Below are 23,031 nucleotides of genomic sequence, written 5' to 3'. Positions count from 1 at the left end.
ACCGGGGCGTGTACGGCGGCAGGGCGGCCGGGTGCGGCCGTCGTCACCGTACGAGTAGCCGAGAAGCCTGTGACACCGTACGAGAGCCGGGGCCCCGTGTCACCGTACGAGGAGCTGGAAATCGAAGGCGTAGCGCGAGGCGCGGTAGAGGTGGGAGCCGAATTCCACCGCGCGCCCGGTGGCGTCGAAGGTGGTGCGCTCCATCGTGAGCAGGGCGGCGCCCTCGCTCTCGCCGAGCCGGCCGGCTTCCTCGGCGGTGGCGAGGCGGGCGCCGACCGTCTGGCGGGCGCTGTGCAGGGTGATGCCGGCGCCGCGCATCATCCGGTAGAGGCCGGAGGCGGCGGGCCGGTCGCCGGAGAGGTCGAGGAGTCCGGCGGGCAGGTGGTTGCGCAGGAGGGCGAGGGGCTCGCCGTCCGCGTGGCGCAGCCGCTCGACGTACTGGACCTCGGTGCCCTCCGTGACGCCCAGCGCCGCGGCGACCGCGGCCGTCGCGGGCTGCGGGGCGTTGGCCAGCACGGTGGTCGAGGGGTGCCGGCCGGCGGCCTCCAGATCGTCGTAGAGGCTGCTGAGTTCGAGCGGGCGCCCGACCCTGGTGTGCAGCACCTGGGTGCCGACGCCGCGACGGCGGACCAGCAGGCCCTTGTCCACCAGGGACTGGATGGCCTGGCGGACGGTGGGCCGGGACAGCCCGAGCCGGGCGGCGAGGCCGATCTCGTTGCCGAGGAGCCCACCGGGGGCGAGCCGGCCGTCCTCGATGGCCGCCTCCAGCTGCTGGGCGAGCTGGTAGTAGAGCGGGACGGGGCTGGAGCGGTCCACGTCGAGGGGGAGGACGGAGGCGTCGGCGGTGGATTTCGGCACGCCGGGAGCCTAACGCGCACGTCCGTATCTCCGGAAGTCCGTTCGTCCTGTTGTCCGGACAGCGGAAACCCTGGACCGGAGAGGGGCGGCGCGGGACCGCCGAGGGCCGCCCGGGCCGGAGAGAGTCACCCCCGGCACCGGAGGAGGCCACTCGGGGGCGGACAGGCTCACCCCCGGGAGCGGGCGGGGGGGGCCGACCTGGGACCAGCGCTCCGGAGAGGAACTCGTTTTGTCAGGACATTCGGTTGACATCGTTACGGACGGACGGCACGTTGTAACCATGCGCATCGGACTCCTCGGCACCGGCCGGATCGGTTCCTTCCACGCGGGCGTCCTCGCCCGTCACCCCGGAGTGCGGTCGCTGGTGGTGGCGGACATCGACCCGGCCCGCGCGGCCGCCGTCGCCGGCCGGACCGGGGCGCACGCCGTGGCCACGGCGGCGGAGCTGTTCGGCGCCGGAGTGGACGCCGTGGTGATCACCTCCGCCACCTCCGCCCACGCCGAGCTGATCGGCCGGGCCGCCCGCGCCGGGCTGCCGGCCTTCTGCGAGAAGCCCGTCGCCCTGGACCTGGCGGGCACCCTCGGGGCGCTGCGCGAGACGGAGCGTGCGCACAGCGTGCTCCAGCTCGGCTTCATGCGCCGTTTCGACGCCGGGTACGCGGCGGCACGCGCCGCTGTGCGCAAGGGAGCGCTCGGCCGGCTGCACACCGTACGCACGGTGACCTCCGATCCCGCGCCGCCGCCGGCCGCGTATCTTCCGCTCTCCGGCGGGCTGTTCCGGGACTGTCTGATCCATGACTTCGACATGGTGCGCTGGGTGACGGGCCGTGAGGTGGCGCGGGTGTACGCCGCCGGGTCGGACGCGGGTCCCGGGATGTTCCGGGCGGCCGGCGACATGGACACGGCGGCGGCGCTGCTGACGCTCGACGACGGCACGCTGGTCACCGCGACGGCGACCCGCTGCAACGGCGCCGGGTACGACGTGCGGATGGAGCTCGCGGGCGAGCGCGACCAGTTCGCGGTCGGCCTCGACGACCGCACCCCGCTCACCTCCGCCGAACCGGACGGCCCCGGCGCCCCGGCGAAGCCCTGGCCGGGGTTCCTCGAACGCTTCGGCCCCGCGTACGAGGCCGAACTGGACGCCTTCGTGCGGCTGGTGCGCGGCGAGGCGGCCAATCCGTGCGACGGCCGGGAGGCGCTGCACGCGCTGCGGGTCGCGGAGGCCTGCGAGGTCTCGCGCCGCGAGCGGCGCCCGGTGGAGCTGACGGAGATCCCGTCCGCCTGACCCGGGCGCGCCGGCCGCGGTTCACCAGGTGACGGGCAGTCCCTCCGGGCCCCGGATGAGCATCCCCGTACGCCAGGTCAGCTCCGCCGGGTCCACGTCGAGTGCCAGGCCGGGGCAGCGATCCAGCAGGGACCTGATGGCCACCGCCGCCTCGATGCGGGCCAGCGGCGCGCCCAGGCAGTAGTGGATGCCGTGACCGAAGGCCACGTGCCCGCGGGCGTCCCGGGTGATGTCGAAGCGGTCCGCCTCCGGATAGCGGTCCGGATCGCGGTTGGCGTCGGACATCGCGACCAGGACGAGCTCGCCGCCGCCCGGGATCACCGTGCCGCCGATGTCGATCGCTTCGGTGGTGAATCGGTACGTGGGCGTCTCGACCGGCCCCGCGAAACGCAGCATCTCCTCCACGGCGTTGTCGATGAGACCGAAGTCGGCTCGCAGTGCGGCCAGTTGGTCCGGGTGCGTGAGCAGGGCCAGCACACCGTTGGAGATCAGGTTCACCGTGGTCTCGTGGCCGGCGACGAGCAGCAGCCAGGCCATGCCCATCAGTTCACCTGCCGAGAGCCGGTCGCCCTCCTCGTCGGCGGTGTGGATCAGTGCGCTCATCAGGTCGTCGCCGGGCTGTTCGCGCTTGTCGTCGAGGAGTGCGGCGAGAAAGCCGGACATCTCGGCGGTCGCGGCCCGGCGCGCCCCGGCGTCGACCGAGGACACCGCGATGTTGGACCACTCGCGAAAGCTGCGGCGGTCCAGGAACGGCACGCCGAGCAGTTCACAGATGACGGACATGGGCAGCGGGAAGGACAGCGACTCGACGAGATCGGCCCTGCGGTCCGGGCCCGCCAGCATGGCGTCGAGCAGTTCGTCCGTCATCTGCTGGATGCGCGGGACGAGTTCCTGCATCCGGCGGGCGGTGAACTCCCGGGCCACGAGCTTGCGCAGCCGGGTGTGCGCAGGTGCGTCCGAGCTGAGCATGGAGGTCCCCGCGGAGACCTGGCTGACGCCGAGGGAGGGCGAGGCGTTGCTCCACTGCTTGGAGAACCGCTGGTCCGCGAGCGCGGCCCGGCCCTCCTCGTACCCGACGACCAGCCAGGCGTCCGTGCCCTCCGGGATCCGGACCCGGTGGACGGGGCCGCGGGCCCGTAAGTCCGCGTAGACGGGGTACGGATCGCGGGTGAAGCGCTCACCGAGCGCCCCGAGGTCGAATACGGCTTCGGTGGTCAAGCGGGGCTCCTTCAGGACGAGGCGGCGCTCAGCACCGTGCCTTGGGCGACGGCGCAGAGACTCTCGGTACCGTCCTCCCCCACAACGGACAGATCACAACGCGCGACGGCCTGCCGACGCCCGGTGTGGACGACTTCGGCGCGCGCGACGAGTGTGGCGCCGATGGCCGGACGGAGGTACTGGATCGAGAAGCCGCCGGTCAGCACGGCCGGGCCGAGCGTCGTCCCGGCTGCGAAGGTGAGAGCGTTGTCGGCGGCGTAGGCGAGGACACCGCCGTGCAGGAATCCGTTCTGCTGGCGCAACTCCTCGCGGCTGTCGATCTCCAGCGTCGCCGAGCCGTCGCCGAAGGCGGTGATCCGTGCGCCGACGAGGGCGCTGAACGGCTGGCTGTCGAGCACCTTCTGTGCCATCTGCAGGTCGAGTGCGGTCATCGCGGAGTCCTCTCTGTCTCACTGACGTTTTCTTCTCACCGACGAGTCCCTCGCACCAGCGAGCTTTTCTCACCAGCGAATCCGAGCCGATCAGTGAGTCCTTCTCGGCACGGTGACAGTGACAGGGGTGGGGGCGCCCTCAGTTCTGTGGTGCCAGGGAACGCAGGACACAGAACTCGTTGCCCTCGGGATCGGCCAGGACCACCCAGTTCCGCCCCGGGCCCTGGCCCACATCCGCCCTGGTGGCACCGAGGGCGATCAGCCTGGTCACCTCGTCCTCGGTACTGGCGTCGATCGGGCTGACGTCGAGGTGGAGCCGGTTCTTCACGGTCTTGCCCTCCGGTACCTGCACGAACACCAGGGTGGTCGGCATCTGACGGGCCCGGACCTCCTCGATGGTGGGCTCCCAGGAGCCGATCTCGACGCTGCCCTCGCCCCGGTCGATCACCTTGAAGTCCAGGACCTCGCACCAGAAGGCCGCGAGCCTCTCCGGATCCCGGCAGTCCACGGACAACTCGGTGAACCTACTCGTCATGACTCTCCCAGGCAGTGCGGACGGGTCCCACAGTATGGCGCCCGATCGAACAGAGCGGTGCTGATCCCCTGCCGGGACCCGGACTTCACCTTCCGGTCAGGGAGCCGGAGGGCGGCGCACTCATCGACGACGCCGAGGCGTGCGACTCCGTCGGCCGAGACGTCCACGGCGCGGCCGAATCGGTTCAGGACCGGCCGGTGTCCGCGTCGTCGTCGAGGAGTCCCGCGTCATGGACCAGCAGCGCGATCTGGACCCGGTTGTTGAAGTCGAACTTGGCGAGAATGCGTGACACCTGGGTCTTCACCGTGGCCACGCTCAGATAGAGGGCGGCGCCGATCTCCGCGTTGGAGCGGCCCTGCCCCACGGCGACCGCCACCTCGCGCTCCCGGTCGGCCAGCAGGGCGATGCGCTGCCGCGCGCGTTCGGCGCGGCCCGCCCGCTCCTCGTGGCCGGACCCCGCGGCGCGGCTCATCAGCTGACGGGTGACCGCGGGCGACAGGACGGGGTCGCCGGCCGCCACCCGCCGTACGGAGTCCACGATCTGCGCGGGCGGGGTGTCCTTGAGGACGAAGCCTGCGGCTCCGGCGCGGATGGCTCGGAGCACCTGCTCGTCGGCGTGGAACGTCGTCAGGACGACGATCTCGGGTGCGTCCGGGCGGCTGCGCAGCGCCTCGGTGGCCGTCAGCCCGTCCATGACCGGCATCCGGATGTCCATCAGGACGACGTCCGGCCTGAGCCGGTCGACGAGTTCGGCCACCTCGCTGCCGTCGGCCCCCTCCCCCACGATGTCGATGTCGTCGGCGCCGCCGAGCATGAGGGCGAGCCCGGCCCGTACGAGCGGGTCGTCGTCGACGATGAGCAGCCGGACGGGCCGGGGCGGGGAGGCGGGAGCCGGGGTGGTCATGAGGACCACGGTAGCCAGGCCCGTACCCCGAACCCACCGTCCGGTTCCGGTCCGTGGTCGAGTCGGCCGCCTGCGAGGGTGGCGCGTTCGGTCAGGCCGATGAGGCCCTGGCCGGATCCCGGTACGTGCTCGAAGGGTTCGGTGGGGGCCGGATTGCGCACCTCGACGGTGATCCCCCGACCGGGTCCGCCGGTGACCTCGACGGTGACCTCGGTGCCGGGCGCGTGCTTGCGGGCGTTGGTCAGGCCCTCCTGGGCGATGCGGTAGACCGTGCGGCCGGTGGCGGCGGGTGCGGCGTCCGGGTCGTCGATGCGGTTGTCGAGTGCGACCTTCATGCCGGCCAGCCGGGATTCGGCGACGAGGGTGTCCAGCGTGGCGAGGGTGGGCTGCGGACGGTCGCCGTCGCCGTCGCGGGGGCTGCGCAGGACGCCGATGATCTCGCGGAGGTCCTGGAGCGCCTCGTGGGCACTGTCCCGGATGACTCCGGCGGCGCGGCCGACTTCGGCCGGGGGTGCGTCGGGGCGGAATTCGAGGGCGCCCGCGTGGACGCTGAGCAGCGTGAGCCGGTGGGCGAGGACGTCGTGCATCTCGCGGGCGATGTCCTCGCGGGCCAGCCGCTGCGCCTGCTCCGCCCGGAGTCCGGCTTCGGTCTCGGCCCGTCGGGCGCGCTCGCGCAGCGTGACGACGAGCTGGCGGCGGGACCGTACGACCATGCCCCAGCTGAGCACGAGCAGGACCAGCAGCAGCCCGATGATGGTGGACGCGATGAACGAGGTGGACGGGTCGGGGCGCAGATACGGCTGGACGGGGGCGACCAGCAGGGCCCCCGCACCGACGAGGGCCACGGGGCGGAACGGCCGGTGGACCGCCACGCTGAACAGCGCGACCAGCAGGGCTCCCGCCGCGACGGGCTCCACGGTGGACAGGAGGGTCAGGACGACGGCGAGGCCGACCGGCCATCGCCGCCGGACCCACAGCGCGCAGCAGGCCGCGGCGCCGATGAGCGAGTCGGCGAGCACCACCCCGTCGGGGGTGGTGTGGTCGGCTTCGATCGTGGCGAGGGTCAGCATCCCGATGCCCGCCGCGCAGAGGAAGGCGAGGATGTCGACGGCCCAGTCCCGCACGGTGCGGCGCGACCTGCCGCCCCGGTCCCCGGGCAGCTCGGGGTCGGCCATCGCCGAGGGCAGCAGCCAGGGGTATTCGGTACGCGTCATATCGACAAAGCTACGCAGCCGGGACACGGCTTCCGGTGGTTCCGGGCCGCGCAGCGACCAAAGTCGCGGAAGCGGAGACTTTCGGACCGGCCGCGCAGACGACCGGCCGACGCGGCATCGGCGTACCGCCCGCGAGGCTCGTGACCATGAAGAAACTCTGCGAGACGGTCGGCTTCCTGCTCTTCGTCCAGGGCGCCGCGGGACTGCTCCACGAATGGCTCGACTGGTTCCGGTTCTTCAGCGTGGTGCACCGGCTGCCGTTCGTCGGCGGCCACTCGCTGTTCGTCTGCATCGTGCTGGTGGTGACGGGGGTCGCCGTCATGGTGGCGTCGGACTCGCTCAAGGAGTGACGTGGCGGGAGCGACCGGTTCAAGGAGTGCGGTGGCCGACGGTCACGGGCTCAAGGAGTGACGTGGCAGGCCGCCACCGGCTCAAGGAGTGACCGCGTCCGCGCTGCGGCGCCCCCACGCCGTTCCGGCCAGCACGAGCACCGCGCCCACGACCCCGGGGAAGCCCAGCCGCTCACCGCCGATCGCGATGCCGACGGCGGCGGCCCAGAGCGGCTCCGTACCGAGGAGCAGGCTGACCCGGGACGGTGAGGTGCGGCGTACGGACCACATCTGCACGAAGAACGCGAAGAGCGTGCAGAAGACCGACAGGAACAGCAGCCCGCCCCACTCCCGGACGCCGAACCCGGCAGCGACCGACCAGGGTGACTCCCCCGTGCCGGGGGCGGCGGCCAGCAGGGCGAAGACGGCGACGGCGCTGCCGAGCTGGACCGTCGTCAACGACAGCGAGTCCGCCGACTGGACGGACTTGATCCGCGCCATCAGGAGGACGTGGAGCGTACGCGCGAGGGCGGCGACCAGCATCAGCAGATCGCCCGCCGAGGGGCTGGTGAATCCCCCGCCCTGGGTCAGGAGCACCACTCCGGCGACGGAGAGCCCGGCGGCCGAGAGGAAGGCCCCGGTCGGCCGGGTCCGCGTCACGGCGGCCTCGGCGAGCGGGGTGAAGATCATGGTGAGGCTGATGATGAGCCCGGCGTTGGTCGCCGAGGTGTGCACGATGCCGTACGTCTCCACCAGGAAGATTCCGCTGAGCACCAGGCCCAGCAGCCCCGCCCCCCGCCACTGGGCCGCGCTCAGCGCCCGCAGCCGGGACCTTCCGGCGATCACCAGGACGGGCAGCACGACGGCGAACCGCAGCACCAGGACGGCGATGACGGTCTGCGCCGTGGTGATGCCCTTGGCGGCGAGATAGCTGGACCCCCACACCACCGCGACGAGCAGGACGGGCAGATCGGTCAGCCACGCCCGGCGGGGCGGGGCGAGGGCGGGCACGGCGACAGAGGACACCCGTAACTCCTGGTTCTCCACAGGCCTGATGTGGAGACCTCACTGGCTCGCACGCGGAGCGATCACGCTACCGGGCCCACTCCTACAATGGCGAGCCCCGGGACCGGTCCGACGACAGCCGCCCGCACCTCACGGAGTACGGAGTCGCCAGATGGCGGGAGAACGCCAGGACGGAAGGGTCGAACGGGGCAACCGCACGCGGCAGCTGGTCCTCGCGCGGGCGGCGGTGGTCGCCTCCGTGGAGGGCCTGGAGGGCCTGTCCCTCGGCCGGCTGGCCACCGACCTCCGGCTGAGCAAGAGCGGCGTGTTCGCGCTGTTCGGCTCCAAGGAGGAGCTCCAGCTGGCGACCGTGCGGGCCGCCGTCGCGGTGTACGACGAGCATGTCGTGCAGCCGACCCGCGCCACGCCCGCGGGGCTCGGACGGATCCGGCGGATGTGCGAGTGCTGGATCGCCTACTCGCAGGGCCGGGTCTTCCCTGGAGGCTGCTTCTTCTATGCGGCCATCGCCGAGTTCGATGCCCGCGAGGGCGCGGTGCACGACGCGATCGCGGCCGCGCAGGCGAGCTGGGTCGGCTACGTGGAGCGGCGGATCGAGGAGGCGCGGACGCTGGGCGAGATCCGCGAGGACTGCGACGCCGCGCAGCTCGCCTTCGAGATCATCGCCTTCCTTGAGCTGGCCAACGGCGACTCCGTCCTCCGTGACAGCTCCGAGGGCTACACGAGGGCGGCTCGCGCGATCCTGGGGCGCCTGCGGGCGGTGGCGGTGGACGCCTCCTCGCTGCCTGCCGCGCCGTAAGAGCGGGCACCACCCGGATTCGGCGGGGACGGCGTGCGCTGCCCGGCCGTCCACGTACCCGACCGCGCAACAAGCAGCACGGACGAAACAAACAGCACGACCGTTCGTCTAGTTGTTGTAGGGTGACGAGCACCCGGCGCGGACGGCTGTGCCGGACCATGGAAGGGGTCACGCGTGCCGCACACCCTCTGGAGCACGGCCTGGCAGGACGGCCCGGCCGGCGAGCCACCCGGCCGCGGCACCGACGTGGTCGTCTCCGTCACCGAATTCGTCACGCACCGCCCCTGGACCACCCTCTCCGTCGGGGCGGCCGGCCTGCGGCTGCGCCGCACCTGGCCGCAGACACCCGGCGCGGTCGGCATGTGGCTGTGGGCGGACGTCCGCCCCCGGATGGACCGCTCGGGGTCGATCACGGTCTGGACGACCCGAGAACACCTGCTGGGGTTCGTCGCGCGACCCGACCACCGGCGCATCGTGGACGCGTACCGGGGCCGGGGCACGCTGCGCTCGGCCACCTGGCAGATCCCGTTCGCCGGCCGCGCCGCGCTGCGCGAATCCGCCCGGCGGCTGCTCTCCGGCGCCGACCCGTGGCCCGCGTCCGGCTCCTGAGCCCGCTCGCGCCCCCACCACCCCGGGTACACCTCGCGAAAGGAAACCGGACGATGGACATCGTGCAGCTCGACCGGGCCGCAGTGCTGGAATCGATCCGCGTCGTGGAAAGCGCGGGCCCGGGCGACTGGGACCGGCCGACCCCCTGCGACCGCTGGACCCTGCGGCTCCTCGTCGAGCACATGGGCACCCAGCACATCGGCTTCGCCGCCGCCGCACGGGGCGAGGGGGCCGATCCGGCCGTCTGGCAGACAAGGCCGGCCGGGGACGATCCGGTCGAGTGGTACCGCGGGACGGCCCACGCCCTTCTGGACAGCTTCGCCCGCCCGGACACGCTGGAGAGGCGGTTCACGCTCCCGGAGATCGCCCCCGAGGCGTCGTTCGCCCCGACCACCGCGATCGGGTTCCATTTCATCGACTACGTCGTGCACTCCTGGGACGTGGCGGCCGCACTGGGCGTGCCCACCGTGCTCCCGCCGGCCGTCGTCGAGGCCGCCCTGCCCATCGCCCTGAACGTCCCCGGCGGGGCGTCGCGCGAACGGCCGGACGCGGCCTTCCGACCGGCCCTGGACCCCGCCCTGGACACGGGAGCCGCTACCGACGGACTACGGCTCGTCCTGTCGACGCTCGGCCGCCCGCCGGACTGGAAGCCGCCGCAGGGCAGCTGACGGGCCCCTGACGGGCCGCCGGAATCCGGCGCCGGCGGCCTGCGTCCCGTATCGGATTGAGTGTCCGTTTCCCGCCGGTATCCGGCGTACCGAAGAGCTTTGCTTGTTCCTGCCAGCACGACCGGCAACGGACAGGAGCCCCCTGATGAACAGCACCATCAGCCCGAACACCGGCGTCGGCCGGAACCGCGCCGCGCTCGTCACCGGCGGCAGCCGCGGCATCGGCGCGGCGACCGCCCTGCGGCTCGCCGAGGACGGCGCCGACGTGGCGCTGACCTATGTACGGGACGAGGAGGCAGCCCACGAGGTCGTACGGAAGATCGAGGCGAGCGGCCGCCGCGCCGTCGCCCTGCGCGCGGACTCGGCCGACCCGGAGGCCGTCCCCGCCGCCGTGCACCGGGCGGCGGAGACCTTCGGCCGGCTCGACATCCTGGTCAACAACGCGGGTATCGGCGTTCTCGGCCCGATCGGTGAGCTCACCGACGCCGATGTCGACCGCGTGCTCGCCGTCAACGTGCGGGCGGTCTTCCTGACCTGCAGGGCGGCGGCCGGCGTCCTGGAGCACGGCGGCCGCATCATCTCCGTCGGTACGGCCCTGAGCCGGTACGCGGGCGGTCCCGGCGCCACGCTCTACGCCATGAGCAAGTCGGCGCTGTCCGGACTGACCAAGCCGCTCGCCCGTGAGCTCGGCCCGCGCGGCATCACGGTCAATCTGGTCCAGGCCGGTGCGGTCGACACCGACATGAACCCGGCCGACGGCCCGTTCGCCGCCGGTCAGCGGGCCGCCACCGCGCTGGACCGGTTCGGGACGACCGGTGAAGTGGCCGCGATGATCGCCTACTTGGCCAGCGACGAGGCGGCCTACATCACCGGTGCGGAAATGGTCGTGGACGGTGGCCACGCGGCCTGAACCTGGCAGGGTGAGGACAACGTGCCGTCCGAGAGGCCCTCGTGTCCGCGCCGGGTGAACCGGGTGAACGGGACGACCCGAGGCCGTCAGGGCTGTCCCGTCCGCCCTGGCGGCGCACCACGACAGCCACGCCACCGTGCCGCGTTGCCGGAGCGCCCGGCCGCATCCATCATGCGGCCGTCCCGTCCTCCCCGCGAAGCGCAGCATCCGACGCGGTGCGCTGATCCACCGGGGACGACCGGGCAGCCCTTAGCCTGGGCAGTGATCCAGTACGAAGGGAACATCATGCCCACGCCCCCGGTGCACACCCTCAACGACGGCCGCACGATCCCGGCAGTCGGACTCGGCACCTGGCCACTGGACGACGACGCGGCCGAGGAAGCCGTGGCCGGGGCGCTGGGGCTCGGCTACCGGCTCGTCGACACCGCGCTCAACTACGGCAACGAGACCGGCACGGGACGCGGCATCGCCCGCAGCGGCGTACCGCGGGAGGACGTCTTCGTCACGACGAAGGTGCCGGGCCGGCACCAGGGCTACGAGAGGACCCTCGCCTCGTTCGAGGAGTCCCGCCGCAACCTCGGCCTGGCCTGTCTGGACCTGTATCTCATCCACTGGCCGCTGCCCGGCGTCGGTCTGTACGTGGACACCTGGCGGGCAATGATCCGGCTGCGCGAGGACGGGCTCGTGCGGTCGATCGGGGTCTCCAACTTCACCGCGGAGCACCTCGCACGGCTGGAGGAGGAGACGGGGGTGGTGCCCGCCGTCAACCAGATCGAGATGCATCCCCGGCTGCCGCAGGAGGAACTGCGGGCCGTCCACGCCGCCAAGGGCATCGTCACGGAGAGCTGGAGCCCGCTGGGGCGCGGCCGCGGTCTGCTGGCCGACCCGGAGCTCGTCGCGATCGCCGCGGCGCACGGGGTGACGCCCGGCCAGGCCCTGCTGCGCTGGCACACGCAGCTCGGGGCCGTCCCGATTCCGAAATCGGCCGATCCGGGGCGCCAGAGTGAGAACCTCGATCTGTCCGGCTTCGAGCTGACGCCGCAGGAGCTGGCCCGCATCTCGGCCGGACCGCGGCAGCGCTTCGGCGGGGACCCCGAGGTGCACGAGGAGTTCTGAGCGGTGGCGGCGAACCGCCCCTCGCACCCTACGACCGCGGCTGCACCTCGGCCATGCGGGACCAGCCCTCGCCCGGCACCTCGACGTTGATGATCTCGGGCACCTCGGCCACCAGGTCCGCCATCGTCTCCATCGCCGCCTTGAAGTGCGCCGACTGCACGTGCGCCGCCCCGGCCTCGGGGGAGGCGAACGCCTCCAGCAGCACGAACTGGTCCGGGTTCTCGACACTGTAGGACCAGTCGAAGAACACGTTGCCGGGCTCCTGCCGGGTGGCGAGGGTGAAGTCCTCGACGGCGGGCAGCCAGTTGTCGCGCTCGGCGGTGCGTACGGTGAACCTGACGGCGATGAAGATCATGGCGACTCCTGTGGGGATGTGCGGGAACCCGGGCAGGGTCCCGCATCCCTACGGTATCGCCCGAATACGGACAGCCCCCGGAAGGGGTGTTCAGCCGCCCAGTTCGACGTGGCGGGCGCTCAGCCGCGCGGCACCCTGTCCGGTCAGCGAACCGAACAGGCGCAGGCGCGAGATACCGCCGTCCGGATAGATGTCGATGCGGACCTCGGCGGCACGTACGGCCTCCGGCAGGACGAAGCGGTGAGCGGTGTCGGGTTGCAGCCGGGTCCTGGGCAGCACCTCCGTCCAGTCGCCGCTGCCCGTGTCCCGGGCCGAAAGGCTGGCCCAGCCCGCCGAGTTGCCCTTCAGGTAGGCGGTGTCGATCTCGACGGCACGGATCTCCGCCTCCTCGACGAGGTGGTAGTGGATCCAGTCGTTGCCCTTGTCGCGCCGGCGCCGGGTCTCCCAGCCGTCGTCCATCTTCCGGGAGCGGCCGGGCTGGATGGTGTTCGTCGCCGGGGAGTAGAAGCGGTCGGACGCGTCCTCGACCCGGCCGCCGTTCTCCAGGGCGACGAGGTCGAAGGTGCCGAGCGCCGTCAGCCACGCGGGGTCCGGGGCGACTTCGCCGTACACCCGGAGCCTGGCTATGCCTCCGTCGGGGTGCTGGTTGACCCGCAGGTGGGTGAAGCGCTGCGCGGCGTCGACGGGGAAGCCGTTGGCCGCGTGGCCGCCGACGGCCGTACGGGGGACGAGCGTCGTCCACTTGACGTCGGGGGCGAGGAGGTCCTCGGGGGACGGCGAGCCCGGCACCGAGACGGCTTCCACGGAGACCGCCTGGGGGTAGTTGCCGCGGAAGTGTGCGGTGTCGACGACGATGCCGCGTACGACACCGGGTGCGCCGAGACGGACCAGGGCCCAGTCGTGGTCCTCGTCCACCGGGTGGGGCTGTGCGGCGCTCACGCCGCGGCGGCGGCGGGTCTCCCAGCCGTCCATGATCTTGCCCTTGTGCCCGAAGTGCTCCGGGTCGAAGTGAGCGGGCTCCGGCTTCAGGAGGTTCTCGCGTTCCGCGAAGAACTCGTCGTTGGCGGCGATGACTCCGGCGCCGAGCCGCCGGTCCGCGAGGTCGACGAGATGGGTGAAGGGGAAGTCGGTGGTGCGGTAGTCGGCGTAGGGGTCGCCGCCGCCGTACGGGTTCGCGTCGCCGGTGAAGTGTGCGGTCGCCGTCATCGTGAGGTGTTCCTTTCGAGGAGCCGGCCGACGGGCTCGGCGAGGGTGCCTTCGGCGGCGATCCGTACGCCGCGCAGCCAGGTCGAGCGCACGACACCGTGCAGGGTGCGGCCGGCGTACGCGGTGACCTGGTTGCGGTGGAAGAGCTCGGCCGGGTCGACGGTGAAGGTGGCGTCGGGTGACAGGACGGCGAAGTCGGCGTCACGGCCGGCCTCGATCGCGCCCTTGGCGGTCAGTCCGGCCAGCGCGGCGGGGGCGGCCGACATCCAGCGGGCGACGTCGTCGAGCGAGTGGCCGCGCCTGCGGGCCTCGGTCCAGATGGCGGGCAGTCCGAGCTGGAGGGAGGAGATGCCGCCCCAGGCGGAGGCGAAGTCCGGCGTCTTGAGGTCGGTGGTGCAGGGCGAGTGGTCGGAGACGATGCAGTCGATGGTGCCGTCCGCGAGCCCCTGCCACAGCGCGTCCTGGTTGGCGGCCTCGCGGATGGGCGGGCAGCACTTGAACTCGGTCGCCCCGTCGGGGACTTCCTCGGCGGTCAGGGTGAGGAAGTGCGGACAGGACTCGACGGTGACGCGGACGCCCCTGCGCTTGGCGGCGGCGATCAGCGGCAGCGCGTCACTGGAGGACAGGTGGAGCACGTGGACGCGGGCGTTCAGCCGCTCGGCGTGGGCGATGAGGCCCTCGATCGCGGTGTTCTCGGCGTCGCGCGGGCGGGAGGCGAGGAAGTCCGCGTAGGCGGGGCCGCTGCGCTGCGGGGCGGACGCCAGGTGGTGCGGGTCCTCGGCGTGCACGATCAGGAGGCCGCCGAAGCCGGCGATCTCGGCCATCGACCGGGCCAGCTGCTCCTGGTCCAGCTCGGGGAACTCCTCGACGCCGGAGGGCGAGAGGAAGCACTTGAAGCCGAAGACCCCCGCCTCGTACAGCGGGCGCAGATCCTTGACGTTCGAGGGGATGGCACCGCCCCAGAAGCCGGTGTCGATGTGTGCCTTGGGAGCCGCCACCTGCTGCTTGATCCTCAGGTGCTCGACGGTGGTGGTCGGCGGGAGGGAGTTGAGCGGCATGTCGAGCAGAGTGGTGATCCCGCCGGCCGCCGCGGCGCGGGTGGCCGTGTAGAACCCCTCCCACTCGGTGCGGCCGGGGTCGTTCACATGGACGTGCGTGTCCACGAGTCCGGGCAGCAGGACGTCGTCGCCGAAGTCCTCCACCCGGGCGCCGTCCGGCACCTCGGCGTCGTAGGGCAGGACGGCGTCGATCGTCCCGCCCGCGACGTGGACCGCGGCGGGCCGCGTGCCCCCGGGAGTGACGACGCGCGTCGAGCGCAGTACCAGCTTCACGTCCGTACCGGACACCCGTGCTCCCCACTTCATGAATTCAACGAACTGTTGAAGGAGTCTTCACTCGGGATCGCACCCCGTCAAGACCCCCATCCTCCGCCCGCCCCGGTCAGCCCACCACGCGTGACCACCCCTGGATATTTCCACAAAGTAAAAGACTAATTTCGGAGTACGGAATGTAGAATGGCCCATGAGCGGCACCGTACGGAGCGTCGAACCCGCCCCGGACACCCGGACAAACGAGTCCTGACCGGCCAGGACCGCACCCCTGCGACTGTGGGCCGATCGGAAAGCGCCCGGTAGGCTGCTGCCTTGCTCTTCCGCTTCGAAAGGACCGTTGACGTGCCGCCGTCCCACGCCAGCACTTCCGACTCCAAGCCCGCCGGTTCCAGCGGCGGTGTGCAGTCACTTGAGCGCGCCTTCGATCTGCTGGAGCGGATGGCCGACGCGGGGGGCGAGGTCGGCCTGAGCGAGCTCTCCGCGAGCAGCGGCCTCCCGCTGCCCACCATTCACCGCCTGATGCGCACGCTCGTGGTGTGCGGCTACGTACGCCAGCAGCCCAACCGGCGCTACGCGCTCGGCCCGCGCCTGATCCGGCTCGGTGAGTCCGCCGCGCGGCTGCTCGGCACCTGGGCCCGCCCGTATCTGGCCCGGCTGGTCGAGGAGACCGGCGAGACGGCCAACATGGCGCTGCTCGACGGCGACGAGATCGTGTACGTGGCGCAGGTGCCGTCCAAGCACTCGATGCGGATGTTCACCGAGGTGGGACGCCGGGTGCTGCCGCACTCCACCGGCGTCGGCAAGGCGCTGCTGGCGCACACCCCGCCGGACGAGGTGCGGGCCCTGCTCGCGCGGACCGGGATGCCGGCCGCCACCGAGAAGACGATCACCACGCCGGACGGCTTCCTGGACGCCCTGGAGCAGGTCCGCCGGGTCGGCTACGCGGTGGACGACAACGAGCAGGAGATAGGGGTCCGCTGCCTGGCGGTCTCCGTTCCCAACTCCCCGACCTCCGCGGCGATCTCGATCTCCGGCCCGGCCGGCCGGGTGACCGAGGCGGCCACCGAGCGCATCGTGCCGATCCTCCAGCAGGCGGCCAAGGAGCTGTCCGAGGTGCTGGCCAGCAGCGGGTCGACCGGCTGAGACACGGCGAAGGTGAAGGGGCGGTCCGGGGCGTTCGTTCCCCGTGACCGCCCCTTCACCATGTCCGTACCCCCTGGTCGTCATGCGCCGCGTCCGCGCCCGTCGTCACCCTGCGCCGGGGCCCCGCTCCCCGTCGTCATGCGCCGCGTCCGCGCCCCAGTCGTCAGGTGAGGGCCGGGGCGGTCAGTCTGCCGTCCTCCATCGTGACGGTCCGGTCCATCCGGTCCAGATGGGTCCGGTCGTGGGTGACCATGACGGTCGCCGTGGACCGCTGCCGGGTCAGCGAGACGAGGAGATCGAGCACCGCCGCTCCCCGCTCGTGGTCCAGCGCGCTCGTCGGCTCGTCGACGAGCAGGACCGCCGGATCGTTCATCAGGGCCCGCGCGATGTTGATCCGCTGGCGCTGACCGCCCGAGAGCTGGTGGGGCCTGCGGTCGGCCTGGTCCGCGAGGCCGACCGCGTCGAGGAGCTCCAGCGCCCGGCGCCGGGCGGTCCGGGCCGCGCGGCCCGACAGATGCGTCATGACCTGGAGCTGCTCGGCGGCGGTCAGCGACGGCAGCAGATTGGGCTGCTGGAAGACGATGCCGATCCGCTCGCGGCGCAGCGCCGCCTTGTCCGCGCGGCCGAGCCCGGCGGTATCCGTACCGGCGACGACGACGGCACCCTCGTCCGGGGTGACCAGGGTGGCCGCCACGGCGAGCAGACTCGACTTGCCGGAGCCGGACGGCCCCACGACGGCGGTGAGGGTGCCCGCGGGGACGTCGAGCGCGATGCGGTCCAGTGCCGTGAGGCGTCCGTCGCCGTCGGGGTAGGTGAGGGTGACATCGGTGAGCGTGAGGGTCATCGGGCACTCCGGGGTGTGGTGCGCGGGGTGAGGGGCGGGGTGCTGGTCATCGGGCGCTCCCGAGCGCGGTGAGCGGGTCGACGGCGGTGATCCGCCGGATGGACAGGGCCGCCCCGACCGCGCCGAGGGCGATCATCACGGCCGCCGGGACGAGGACGGTCGACGCCTCCAGGACGAAGGGCACGGCCCCGCCGCTGACCAGTGCGCCGATGCCGGAGGCGAGCGCGGTGCCCAGTCCCGTACCGATCGCGAGCATCACCACGGCCTGCCCGAGCGCGTCCCGCAGCAGATACGGGGTGGAGGCACCGAGTGCCTTGAGGACGGCGACGTCGCCGCTGCGCTGGATCGTCCAGACCGTGAAGAAGGCGCCGATGACCAGGGCGGAGATGGCGAAGAGGAAGCCGCGCATCAGCTGGAGGGAGCCGTTCTCGGCCTGGTAGGAGCCGATGGCGGTGAGGGATCCGTCGAGCGAGAGCGTGCTGGTGCCCGCCGCCCGGTCGCCGGCGGCCAGGTCGGCCCCGCCGGTGGTGGTCAGGGCGATCACGGTGGCGTGCTCCGGGGCACCCTCGCCGTCGGCCCCGAGCCGCTGCCAGTCGGCGAGAGACGTCCACACGACCGGCGTATGGCTGTAGGAGGCGTCGCCGGCGACGGCGGCCACGGTGACTTCGTCGCCGCCGAGCCGCAGCCGGTCCCCGGCGCCGGCCGCCAGGTCCTCGGCCGCCTGTTCGGAGAGCACGACGGTGCCCGGCCCTACCGGCGTGCCCGAGGGTGCCAGGCCGCTGCCGGGCCCGACGCCGAACGCCGAGACGGCCGCCGTCCGCTCCCCCGCCACCGCGGCGGCGTTCAGCGTGCGGATGCCGAGCGGCCGGGCCGCCTCGACCCCCGGCTGCTTCGCCCAGCTCCGCCAGGCGGCCTCGCGGACGCTGGAATCGGTGAAGGACACCGACTGGCCGCCGGGCGGGGCGGCGAACGCGAGGTGGTCGGCGTTCAGCCCCGTGACGGCCGAGGTGTTCTCCCGGGCCAGTCCGGCCGTGAGGCCGGACAGCAGGCCCACGAGCAGCGTGATCAGCACCACGACCGTGCCCATGAGCGCGAACCGGCCCTTGGCGAACCGAAGATCTCTCCATGCGACGAACATGACTCCAGCCTGGGATCCGCCGGCTTCGGAAACATCGCCCGCGGGCCGGTCGAGACATCAACCTTTCGATTGACCGGCCCCGCGCACCCCGCGTCTACGCTGGACGAATCATGGAAAAACGTGTCCATCCCCCGGTCGCCGCAGCGCTGCGGCTGTGTCTGCACGCGCTGCTGCTGGGGCTGCTGGCGCTCGCCGCGGTGAAGGCCGTGAGCAACGACGTCCCGCACGCCGGGGCCGCCGTCGCCGTCGCGGGCGTACTGGCCGCGGTGTACGCGGCGGGGGCACTGATGCCGGCCGTGCAGCCCCGGACCCGGGCGGGGGCGCTCTGGCTCGGGGCGCTGGGGGCGCTCTGGCTGGTGCTGCTGGTGCTCTCGCCGGACGCGCTGTGGCTGGCCTTCCCGCTCTACTTCCTCCAGCTGCACCTGCTGCCGATGCCCTGGAGCCTGCCGGTCGTGGCGGTGACGGCCGCGGCCGCCATCACCAGTTTCCTGCTGCACGGCGAGCCGGTCTCCCTCGGCACGTTCATCGGCCCGCTGCTCGGGGCGGCGGTCTCGGTCGCCACGGTCCTCGGGTACGACGCGCTGTTCCGCGAGAGCGAGCGGCGCCGCGAGCTCATCGAGGAGCTCGTGTCGACCCGTGCGGAGCTGGCGGACGCCGAGCGCACCGCCGGAACGCTCGCCGAGCGCGAACGGCTGGCCCGCGAGATCCACGACACCCTCGCCCAGGGCCTCTCCAGCATCCAGTTGCTGCTGCGCGCCGCGGAACGCACCCTTCCGGCGGACGCTCCCGCCTCGGTCCATGTCCGCCGCGCCCGCGAAGCCGCCCAGGACAATCTCGCCGAGGCCCGTCGGTTCGTACGCGCCCTGACCCCGCCCGATCTGGAGAACGGCTCTCTGGCCGCCGCCCTGGAGCGGCTCTCGGCCCGCACCACGACTCCGTCGCTCACGGTGAGCTTCGCCGTCAGCGGGGCCCCGGTGGAGCTGCCCACGCCGTACGAGGTGGCGTTGCTGCGTACCGCGCAGTCGGCGCTGGCCAACACGGTGCAGCACGCCGGGGCGCGGCGTGCGGAGATCACCCTGAGCTTCATGGACACCTCGGTGGCGGTCGACGTCGTCGACGACGGTCACGGCTTCACCGACGGCTCCGCCGCGAGCACGGGAACGGGGACGGGCGGCTTCGGCCTGCCGGCCATGCGGTCCCGGGCGCGTTCGCTGGGCGGCACGCTGAGTGTCGAATCGGCGCCCGGTCAGGGCACCGCGGTCGCCCTGACCCTGCCGCTGCCGCTGCCGCTGCCCACCGACCGGACCGGACAGGACGCCGCATGAACGGGACCACTCCGATCAGACTGCTGCTCGCCGACGACCACCCGGTGGTACGGGCGGGCCTGCGGGCCGTCCTGGACACCGAGCCGGACTTCCGCGTCGTCGCCGAGGCCGCGACCGCCGAACGGGCCGTGGCCCTGGCAGCGACGGGCGCGTTCGACGTCGTCCTGATGGACCTGCAGTTCGGTGCGGGCCTGCACGGCTCGGAGGCCACCGCCGCGATCACCGCGGCGCCGGACGCGCCCCGGGTACTGATCCTGACGACGTACGACAGCGACGCCGACATCCTGGCGGCGGTGGAGGCGGGAGCGGCGGGCTATCTGCTCAAGGACGCCCCACCGGAGGAACTGGCCGCGGCGGTCCGTACGGCGGCGGCAGGCCGCTCCGCGCTCGCCCCGGCCGTGGCGCACCGGCTGATGGACCGCATGCGGACGCCGGCCCAGGCGCTCACCAAGCGCGAGCTGGAGGTGCTTCAACTGGTCGGCGAGGGACTGTCGAACCTCCAGATCAGCAAGAAGCTCTTCCTCAGCCAGGCGACGGTGAAGTCCCATCTGGTGCACATCTACGCCAAGCTGGGCGTGGACTCGCGCACGGCGGCCGTGGCGGCGGCGACGGCCCGCAGGCTGATCCGCCGCTGATGCCTGGGACCACCGGAGCTTCAGACCGCTGAAGTCCGAAGCCGCCGGAGGCGGGCCCCCGCCCCGCTCCAGCGGCTTCGGATCAGAGCCTTCACCGCCGCGGCGGCTCGCCGAACAGATCGACCGCGATCCGTACGTCCCTGAGCGCCGACGCCAGGGCGCTGACCGAGCCGACCGCCCCCGCGATCAGCAGCAGCGACCGGCGGAGCCGAGGAATCTCGGGCGCGCCGCCGGCCGCCATCGCGTCCAGCGATGCCAGCTCGTCCTCGGCGATCGCGCGGTCCGGGAACTCCGCGGGATGTCCTGCCAGCTCCCGGCGGAGCCGGGAGACAGCCGTACGCAGCTCCGTGACTCTCGGGTCCTCACCACTGCTGGTCACCCGCGCCTGCCCCACGCTCTTCAACAAAGCACTCCCCCTCGCACATCTTTGTGCCGGTGTTTCGACCAAGCCCCGAACCGTGGTCAAGTGTCCGGGGGTGCGGGCAAGTTAACGCCATGACAGGTGTCGGGCGCCACTCCGCGGACGTAACTCGGAGTGTCCCGCACATGGACGCGGACCGGGAGACCGGCCGGGTCCGTGCGGGAACGGCCGGTCCGGTGTATCCAGGCGGGATGACAAGCACACCGCGCACCCCCTCATCACCCTCCCCGTCCGCCTCCCCCGTCGTCGCCGGACTGCTGCTCGCCGCGGGCGGCGGGCGGCGGCTCGGCGGCCGCCCGAAGGCCTTGCTGGCGCACCGCGGCCGCCTCCTGGCGGACCACGCGGTGGGCACCCTCCGGGAGGGCGGCTGCGGCCCGGTCCATGTGGTGCTCGGTGCGGCGGCCGACGAGGTGCGGGCGCGCGCCGACCTGTCGGACTGCACGGTGAGCGTCAACCCGGAGTGGACCGAGGGCATGGGTTCCTCGCTGCGGGCGGGACTCGCCGCCCTCACCGGCACGGACGCGGACGCGGTGGTTGTCCTGCTGGTCGACCAGCCCGGCATCGGCGCCGAAGCGGTGGCCCGGGTGCGGGCGGCGTACCGCTCGCGGACGAGCCTGGCGGCCGCTTCGTACGGCGGGGAGCGCGGCCACCCGGTGCTGTTCGGGGCCGGCCTGTGGACGGACATCGCGGCAGGCGCGGTGGGCGATCAGGGCGCTCGGGCGTATCTGCGGGCGCACCGCGATGCGATCACGCTCATCGAGTGTTCGGATGTGGCTCAGGCCTACGACATCGACACGACGGAGGACCTGGCGCACCTTGAGTGAACACACTGGCACGCTGCGCCAGCGGGGCCCCACTTCTGTCGACCCGGAGAATCTCGACATCAACAAACCATTGAACTTCCACCATGAGGAAACTACTATCCACTGGTCAGAAGCCCTCTGTACCTCGGACGGCGACCACGGCCGTATCCCGGAGCCCTGGCACGCCGTGCCATTTCAGGCGACCCGGCGGCCGTGAGACGTCGCCCGCACCGCCCGCTGAAGGAGTGACAGCTCATGTCCGCACCAGCGCCGTCCTCGCTGGACATCGTCGATGCCGAGCCCCTGCCCCGGCAGGACGAGGTCCTCACCCCCGCGGCCCTCGCGTTCGTGGCCGAGCTGCACCGCCGGTTCACGCCCCGGCGCGGCGAGCTGCTCGCCCGGCGCGGCGAGCGCCGCGCGGAGATCGCCCGCACCTCCACGCTGGACTTCCTGCCGGAGACCGCCGCGATCCGCGCGGACGACTCCTGGAAGGTCGCACCGGCCCCGGCGGCGCTGAACGACCGCCGGGTGGAGATCACCGGTCCGACCGACCGCAAGATGACCATCAACGCCCTGAACTCGGGCGCGAAGGTCTGGCTCGCCGACTTCGAGGACGCCTCCGCCCCGACGTGGGAGAACGTCGTCCTCGGCCAGCTCAACCTGATGGACGCGTACGACCGCGCCATCGACTTCACGGACCCGAAGTCCGGCAAGTCGTACGCCCTGAAGCCCGCCGACGAGCTCGCGACCGTCGTCACCCGCCCCCGCGGCTGGCACCTGGACGAGCGCCACCTCCAGCTCGACGGCACCCCGGTGCCCGGCGCCCTGGTCGACTTCGGCCTCTACTTCTTCCACAACGCCCAGCGCCTGATCGACCTCGGCAAGGGACCGTACTTCTACCTGCCGAAGACGGAGTCGCACCTGGAGGCGCGCCTCTGGAACGACATCTTCGTCTTCGCCCAGGACGAGCTCGGGATTCCGCAGGGCACCGTCCGCGCCACGGTCCTGATCGAGACGATCACCGCCGCGTACGAGATGGAGGAGATTCTCTACGAGCTCCGCGACCACGCCTCCGGGCTGAACGCGGGCCGCTGGGACTACCTCTTCTCCATCGTCAAGAACTTCCGCGACGGCGGCTCGAAGTTCGTCCTGCCGGACCGCAACGCGGTGACGATGACCGCCCCCTTCATGCGGGCGTACACCGAACTCCTCGTCCGCACCTGCCACAAGCGCGGGGCCCACGCGATCGGCGGCATGGCGGCGTTCATCCCGTCCCGCCGGGACGCCGAGGTCAACAAGGTCGCGTTCGAGAAGGTCAAGGCCGACAAGGACCGCGAGGCGAACGACGGCTTCGACGGCTCCTGGGTCGCCCACCCCGACCTGGTCCCGATCGCCATGGCCTCCTTCGACGCGGTCCTCGGCGAGAAGCCGAACCAGAAGGAGCGCCTGCGCGAGGACGTCTCGGTGGCTCCGGGCGACCTGATCGCCATCGACACCCTGCATGCCAAGCCCACCTACGACGGTCTGCGCAACGCCGTCGCGGTCGGCATCCGCTACATCGAGGCGTGGCTGCGCGGCATGGGCGCGGTGGCCATCTTCAACCTGATGGAGGACGCGGCCACCGCCGAGATCTCGCGCTCGCAGATCTGGCAGTGGATCAACGCGGACGTGGTCTTCGAGAACGGCGAGCACGCCACGGCGGAACTCGCCCGCAAGGTCGCCGCCGAGGAACTGGGCGCGATCCGCGAGGAGGTCGGCGAGGAGACCTTCACCACCGGCAAGTGGCAGCAGGCCCACGACCTCCTGCTCCAGGTCTCCCTGGATCAGGACTATGCGGACTTCCTGACCCTTCCGGCGTACGAGCAGCTGCGCTGACACCGCTCGCGCACGCGAGACGACGACGCCCCACCGCCGAGCGTTCCGGCGGTGGG

25 protein-coding genes are annotated in these 23,031 nt (G+C 72.3%); 12 read left to right on the top strand and 13 right to left on the bottom strand.

From position 1 onward, the window contains the following. Positions 1-99: 99 nt before the first annotated feature. Positions 100-858: a GntR family transcriptional regulator gene (locus tag ACGFZA_RS09045; RefSeq protein ID WP_393678395.1), complete on the bottom strand. Its 759-nt coding sequence runs from the start codon at positions 856-858 to the stop codon at positions 100-102. 280 nt (positions 859-1,138) lie between these two features. Here ACGFZA_RS09045 and ACGFZA_RS09040 point away from each other — a divergent pair, with 280 nt between their 5' ends. After that, on the top strand, positions 1,139-2,143 hold the full coding sequence (locus ACGFZA_RS09040) for a Gfo/Idh/MocA family oxidoreductase (protein WP_393678393.1): 1,005 nt from the start codon (positions 1,139-1,141) through the stop codon (positions 2,141-2,143). A 21-nt stretch (positions 2,144-2,164) separates the two neighbouring features. On the opposite strand, the gene ACGFZA_RS09035 is transcribed toward ACGFZA_RS09040, so the two are convergent. From ACGFZA_RS09035 to ACGFZA_RS09015, 5 genes are all read right to left on the bottom strand, one after another. Next, on the bottom strand, positions 2,165-3,361 hold the full coding sequence (locus ACGFZA_RS09035; RefSeq protein ID WP_385272999.1) for a cytochrome P450: 1,197 nt from the start codon (positions 3,359-3,361) through the stop codon (positions 2,165-2,167). Positions 3,362-3,372: 11 nt separating this feature from the next. Beyond that, positions 3,373-3,792, bottom strand: coding sequence for a PaaI family thioesterase (locus ACGFZA_RS09030; RefSeq protein ID WP_385273002.1), 420 nt, complete (start codon positions 3,790-3,792; stop codon positions 3,373-3,375). 139 nt (positions 3,793-3,931) lie between these two features. Further along, entirely contained in the window at positions 3,932-4,327 is a 396-nt protein-coding gene (locus ACGFZA_RS09025; protein ID WP_385273005.1) for a VOC family protein, read from the bottom strand. 184 nt (positions 4,328-4,511) lie between these two features. Then, on the bottom strand, positions 4,512-5,231 hold the full coding sequence (locus ACGFZA_RS09020) for a response regulator (RefSeq protein WP_385273008.1): 720 nt from the start codon (positions 5,229-5,231) through the stop codon (positions 4,512-4,514). Continuing rightward, the gene (locus ACGFZA_RS09015; protein ID WP_385273011.1) at positions 5,228-6,445 is read right to left on the bottom strand and encodes a sensor histidine kinase; all 1,218 of its coding nucleotides are present in this window, start codon (positions 6,443-6,445) and stop codon (positions 5,228-5,230) included. Before ACGFZA_RS09015 ends, ACGFZA_RS09020 begins: the two co-directional genes overlap by 4 nt. 146 nt (positions 6,446-6,591) lie before the next feature. Here ACGFZA_RS09015 and ACGFZA_RS09010 point away from each other — a divergent pair, with 146 nt between their 5' ends. Further along, positions 6,592-6,795: a hypothetical protein gene (locus ACGFZA_RS09010; protein WP_385273014.1), complete on the top strand. Its 204-nt coding sequence runs from the start codon at positions 6,592-6,594 to the stop codon at positions 6,793-6,795. A gap of 81 nt (positions 6,796-6,876) precedes the next feature. Here the strand turns inward: ACGFZA_RS09010 and ACGFZA_RS09005 are convergent, their stop codons facing one another. Further along, positions 6,877-7,800, bottom strand: coding sequence for a DMT family transporter (locus ACGFZA_RS09005; protein ID WP_385273017.1), 924 nt, complete (start codon positions 7,798-7,800; stop codon positions 6,877-6,879). Positions 7,801-7,951: 151 nt separating this feature from the next. Between ACGFZA_RS09005 and ACGFZA_RS09000 the strand changes: the two genes are divergently transcribed. The 5 genes from ACGFZA_RS09000 to ACGFZA_RS08980 all read left to right on the top strand — a co-directional run bounded on the left by ACGFZA_RS09000 (position 7,952) and on the right by ACGFZA_RS08980 (position 11,899). Beyond that, entirely contained in the window at positions 7,952-8,596 is a 645-nt protein-coding gene (locus tag ACGFZA_RS09000; RefSeq protein WP_393678388.1) for a TetR/AcrR family transcriptional regulator, read from the top strand. Positions 8,597-8,770: 174 nt separating this feature from the next. Beyond that, positions 8,771-9,205 carry a hypothetical protein gene (locus ACGFZA_RS08995; protein WP_393678386.1) on the top strand — a complete coding sequence of 145 codons (435 nt, stop codon included), beginning with the start codon at positions 8,771-8,773 and terminating at the stop codon, positions 9,203-9,205. A 53-nt stretch (positions 9,206-9,258) separates the two neighbouring features. Then, positions 9,259-9,873: a TIGR03086 family metal-binding protein gene (locus tag ACGFZA_RS08990; protein ID WP_393678384.1), complete on the top strand. Its 615-nt coding sequence runs from the start codon at positions 9,259-9,261 to the stop codon at positions 9,871-9,873. A 145-nt stretch (positions 9,874-10,018) separates the two neighbouring features. Next, a complete protein-coding gene (locus tag ACGFZA_RS08985) occupies positions 10,019-10,783 on the top strand; it encodes an SDR family NAD(P)-dependent oxidoreductase (RefSeq protein ID WP_393678382.1) in 765 nt (254 codons plus the stop codon). A 285-nt stretch (positions 10,784-11,068) separates the two neighbouring features. Then, positions 11,069-11,899 (top strand): aldo/keto reductase, encoded by an 831-nt coding sequence (locus ACGFZA_RS08980; RefSeq protein WP_385273031.1) that lies wholly within the window; start codon positions 11,069-11,071, stop codon positions 11,897-11,899. Between the two features lie 28 nt (positions 11,900-11,927). Here the strand turns inward: ACGFZA_RS08980 and ACGFZA_RS08975 are convergent, their stop codons facing one another. From ACGFZA_RS08975 to allB, 3 genes are all read right to left on the bottom strand, one after another. After that, positions 11,928-12,254 (bottom strand): putative quinol monooxygenase, encoded by a 327-nt coding sequence (locus ACGFZA_RS08975; RefSeq protein ID WP_385273034.1) that lies wholly within the window; start codon positions 12,252-12,254, stop codon positions 11,928-11,930. A gap of 90 nt (positions 12,255-12,344) precedes the next feature. Continuing rightward, the gene (alc, locus tag ACGFZA_RS08970) at positions 12,345-13,460 is read right to left on the bottom strand and encodes an allantoicase (RefSeq protein WP_393678379.1); all 1,116 of its coding nucleotides are present in this window, start codon (positions 13,458-13,460) and stop codon (positions 12,345-12,347) included. Next, entirely contained in the window at positions 13,457-14,806 is a 1,350-nt protein-coding gene (gene allB, locus ACGFZA_RS08965; RefSeq protein ID WP_393678885.1) for an allantoinase AllB, read from the bottom strand. The genes alc and allB overlap by 4 nt, the downstream gene beginning before the upstream one ends. Positions 14,807-15,133: 327 nt before the next feature. Here allB and ACGFZA_RS08960 point away from each other — a divergent pair, with 327 nt between their 5' ends. Further along, positions 15,134-15,934 carry an IclR family transcriptional regulator gene (locus ACGFZA_RS08960; protein ID WP_385273040.1) on the top strand — a complete coding sequence of 267 codons (801 nt, stop codon included), beginning with the start codon at positions 15,134-15,136 and terminating at the stop codon, positions 15,932-15,934. 163 nt (positions 15,935-16,097) lie between these two features. Here the strand turns inward: ACGFZA_RS08960 and ACGFZA_RS08955 are convergent, their stop codons facing one another. Beyond that, positions 16,098-16,778, bottom strand: a complete 681-nt coding sequence (locus ACGFZA_RS08955) for an ABC transporter ATP-binding protein (RefSeq protein WP_393678376.1) — start codon at positions 16,776-16,778, stop codon at positions 16,098-16,100. A gap of 46 nt (positions 16,779-16,824) precedes the next feature. Beyond that, positions 16,825-17,916: an ABC transporter permease gene (locus ACGFZA_RS08950; protein ID WP_393678374.1), complete on the bottom strand. Its 1,092-nt coding sequence runs from the start codon at positions 17,914-17,916 to the stop codon at positions 16,825-16,827. Positions 17,917-18,026: 110 nt separating this feature from the next. On the opposite strand from ACGFZA_RS08950, the gene ACGFZA_RS08945 reads away from it, so the two are divergent. Further along, positions 18,027-19,241 (top strand): sensor histidine kinase, encoded by a 1,215-nt coding sequence (locus ACGFZA_RS08945; RefSeq protein ID WP_393678372.1) that lies wholly within the window; start codon positions 18,027-18,029, stop codon positions 19,239-19,241. Next, on the top strand, positions 19,238-19,876 hold the full coding sequence (locus ACGFZA_RS08940) for a response regulator (RefSeq protein WP_393678370.1): 639 nt from the start codon (positions 19,238-19,240) through the stop codon (positions 19,874-19,876). The genes ACGFZA_RS08945 and ACGFZA_RS08940 overlap by 4 nt, the downstream gene beginning before the upstream one ends. 91 nt (positions 19,877-19,967) lie before the next feature. Here ACGFZA_RS08940 and ACGFZA_RS08935 read toward each other — a convergent pair whose 3' ends face one another. After that, on the bottom strand, positions 19,968-20,282 hold the full coding sequence (locus ACGFZA_RS08935) for a DUF5955 family protein (RefSeq protein WP_326739731.1): 315 nt from the start codon (positions 20,280-20,282) through the stop codon (positions 19,968-19,970). A 206-nt stretch (positions 20,283-20,488) separates the two neighbouring features. On the opposite strand from ACGFZA_RS08935, the gene ACGFZA_RS08930 reads away from it, so the two are divergent. Beyond that, a complete protein-coding gene (locus ACGFZA_RS08930) occupies positions 20,489-21,121 on the top strand; it encodes an NTP transferase domain-containing protein (protein ID WP_385273055.1) in 633 nt (210 codons plus the stop codon). A 234-nt stretch (positions 21,122-21,355) separates the two neighbouring features. Further along, complete coding sequence (gene aceB, locus ACGFZA_RS08925; protein ID WP_385273058.1) at positions 21,356-22,975, top strand: malate synthase A; 1,620 nt, start codon at positions 21,356-21,358, stop codon at positions 22,973-22,975. Positions 22,976-23,031: the final 56 nt, after the last annotated feature.

The organism is Streptomyces sp. NPDC048211, from assembly GCF_043202315.1.
In the GTDB taxonomy this organism is placed as follows: domain Bacteria; phylum Actinomycetota; class Actinomycetes; order Streptomycetales; family Streptomycetaceae; genus Streptomyces.
This window is presented reverse-complemented; position numbering and strand designations above follow the sequence as displayed.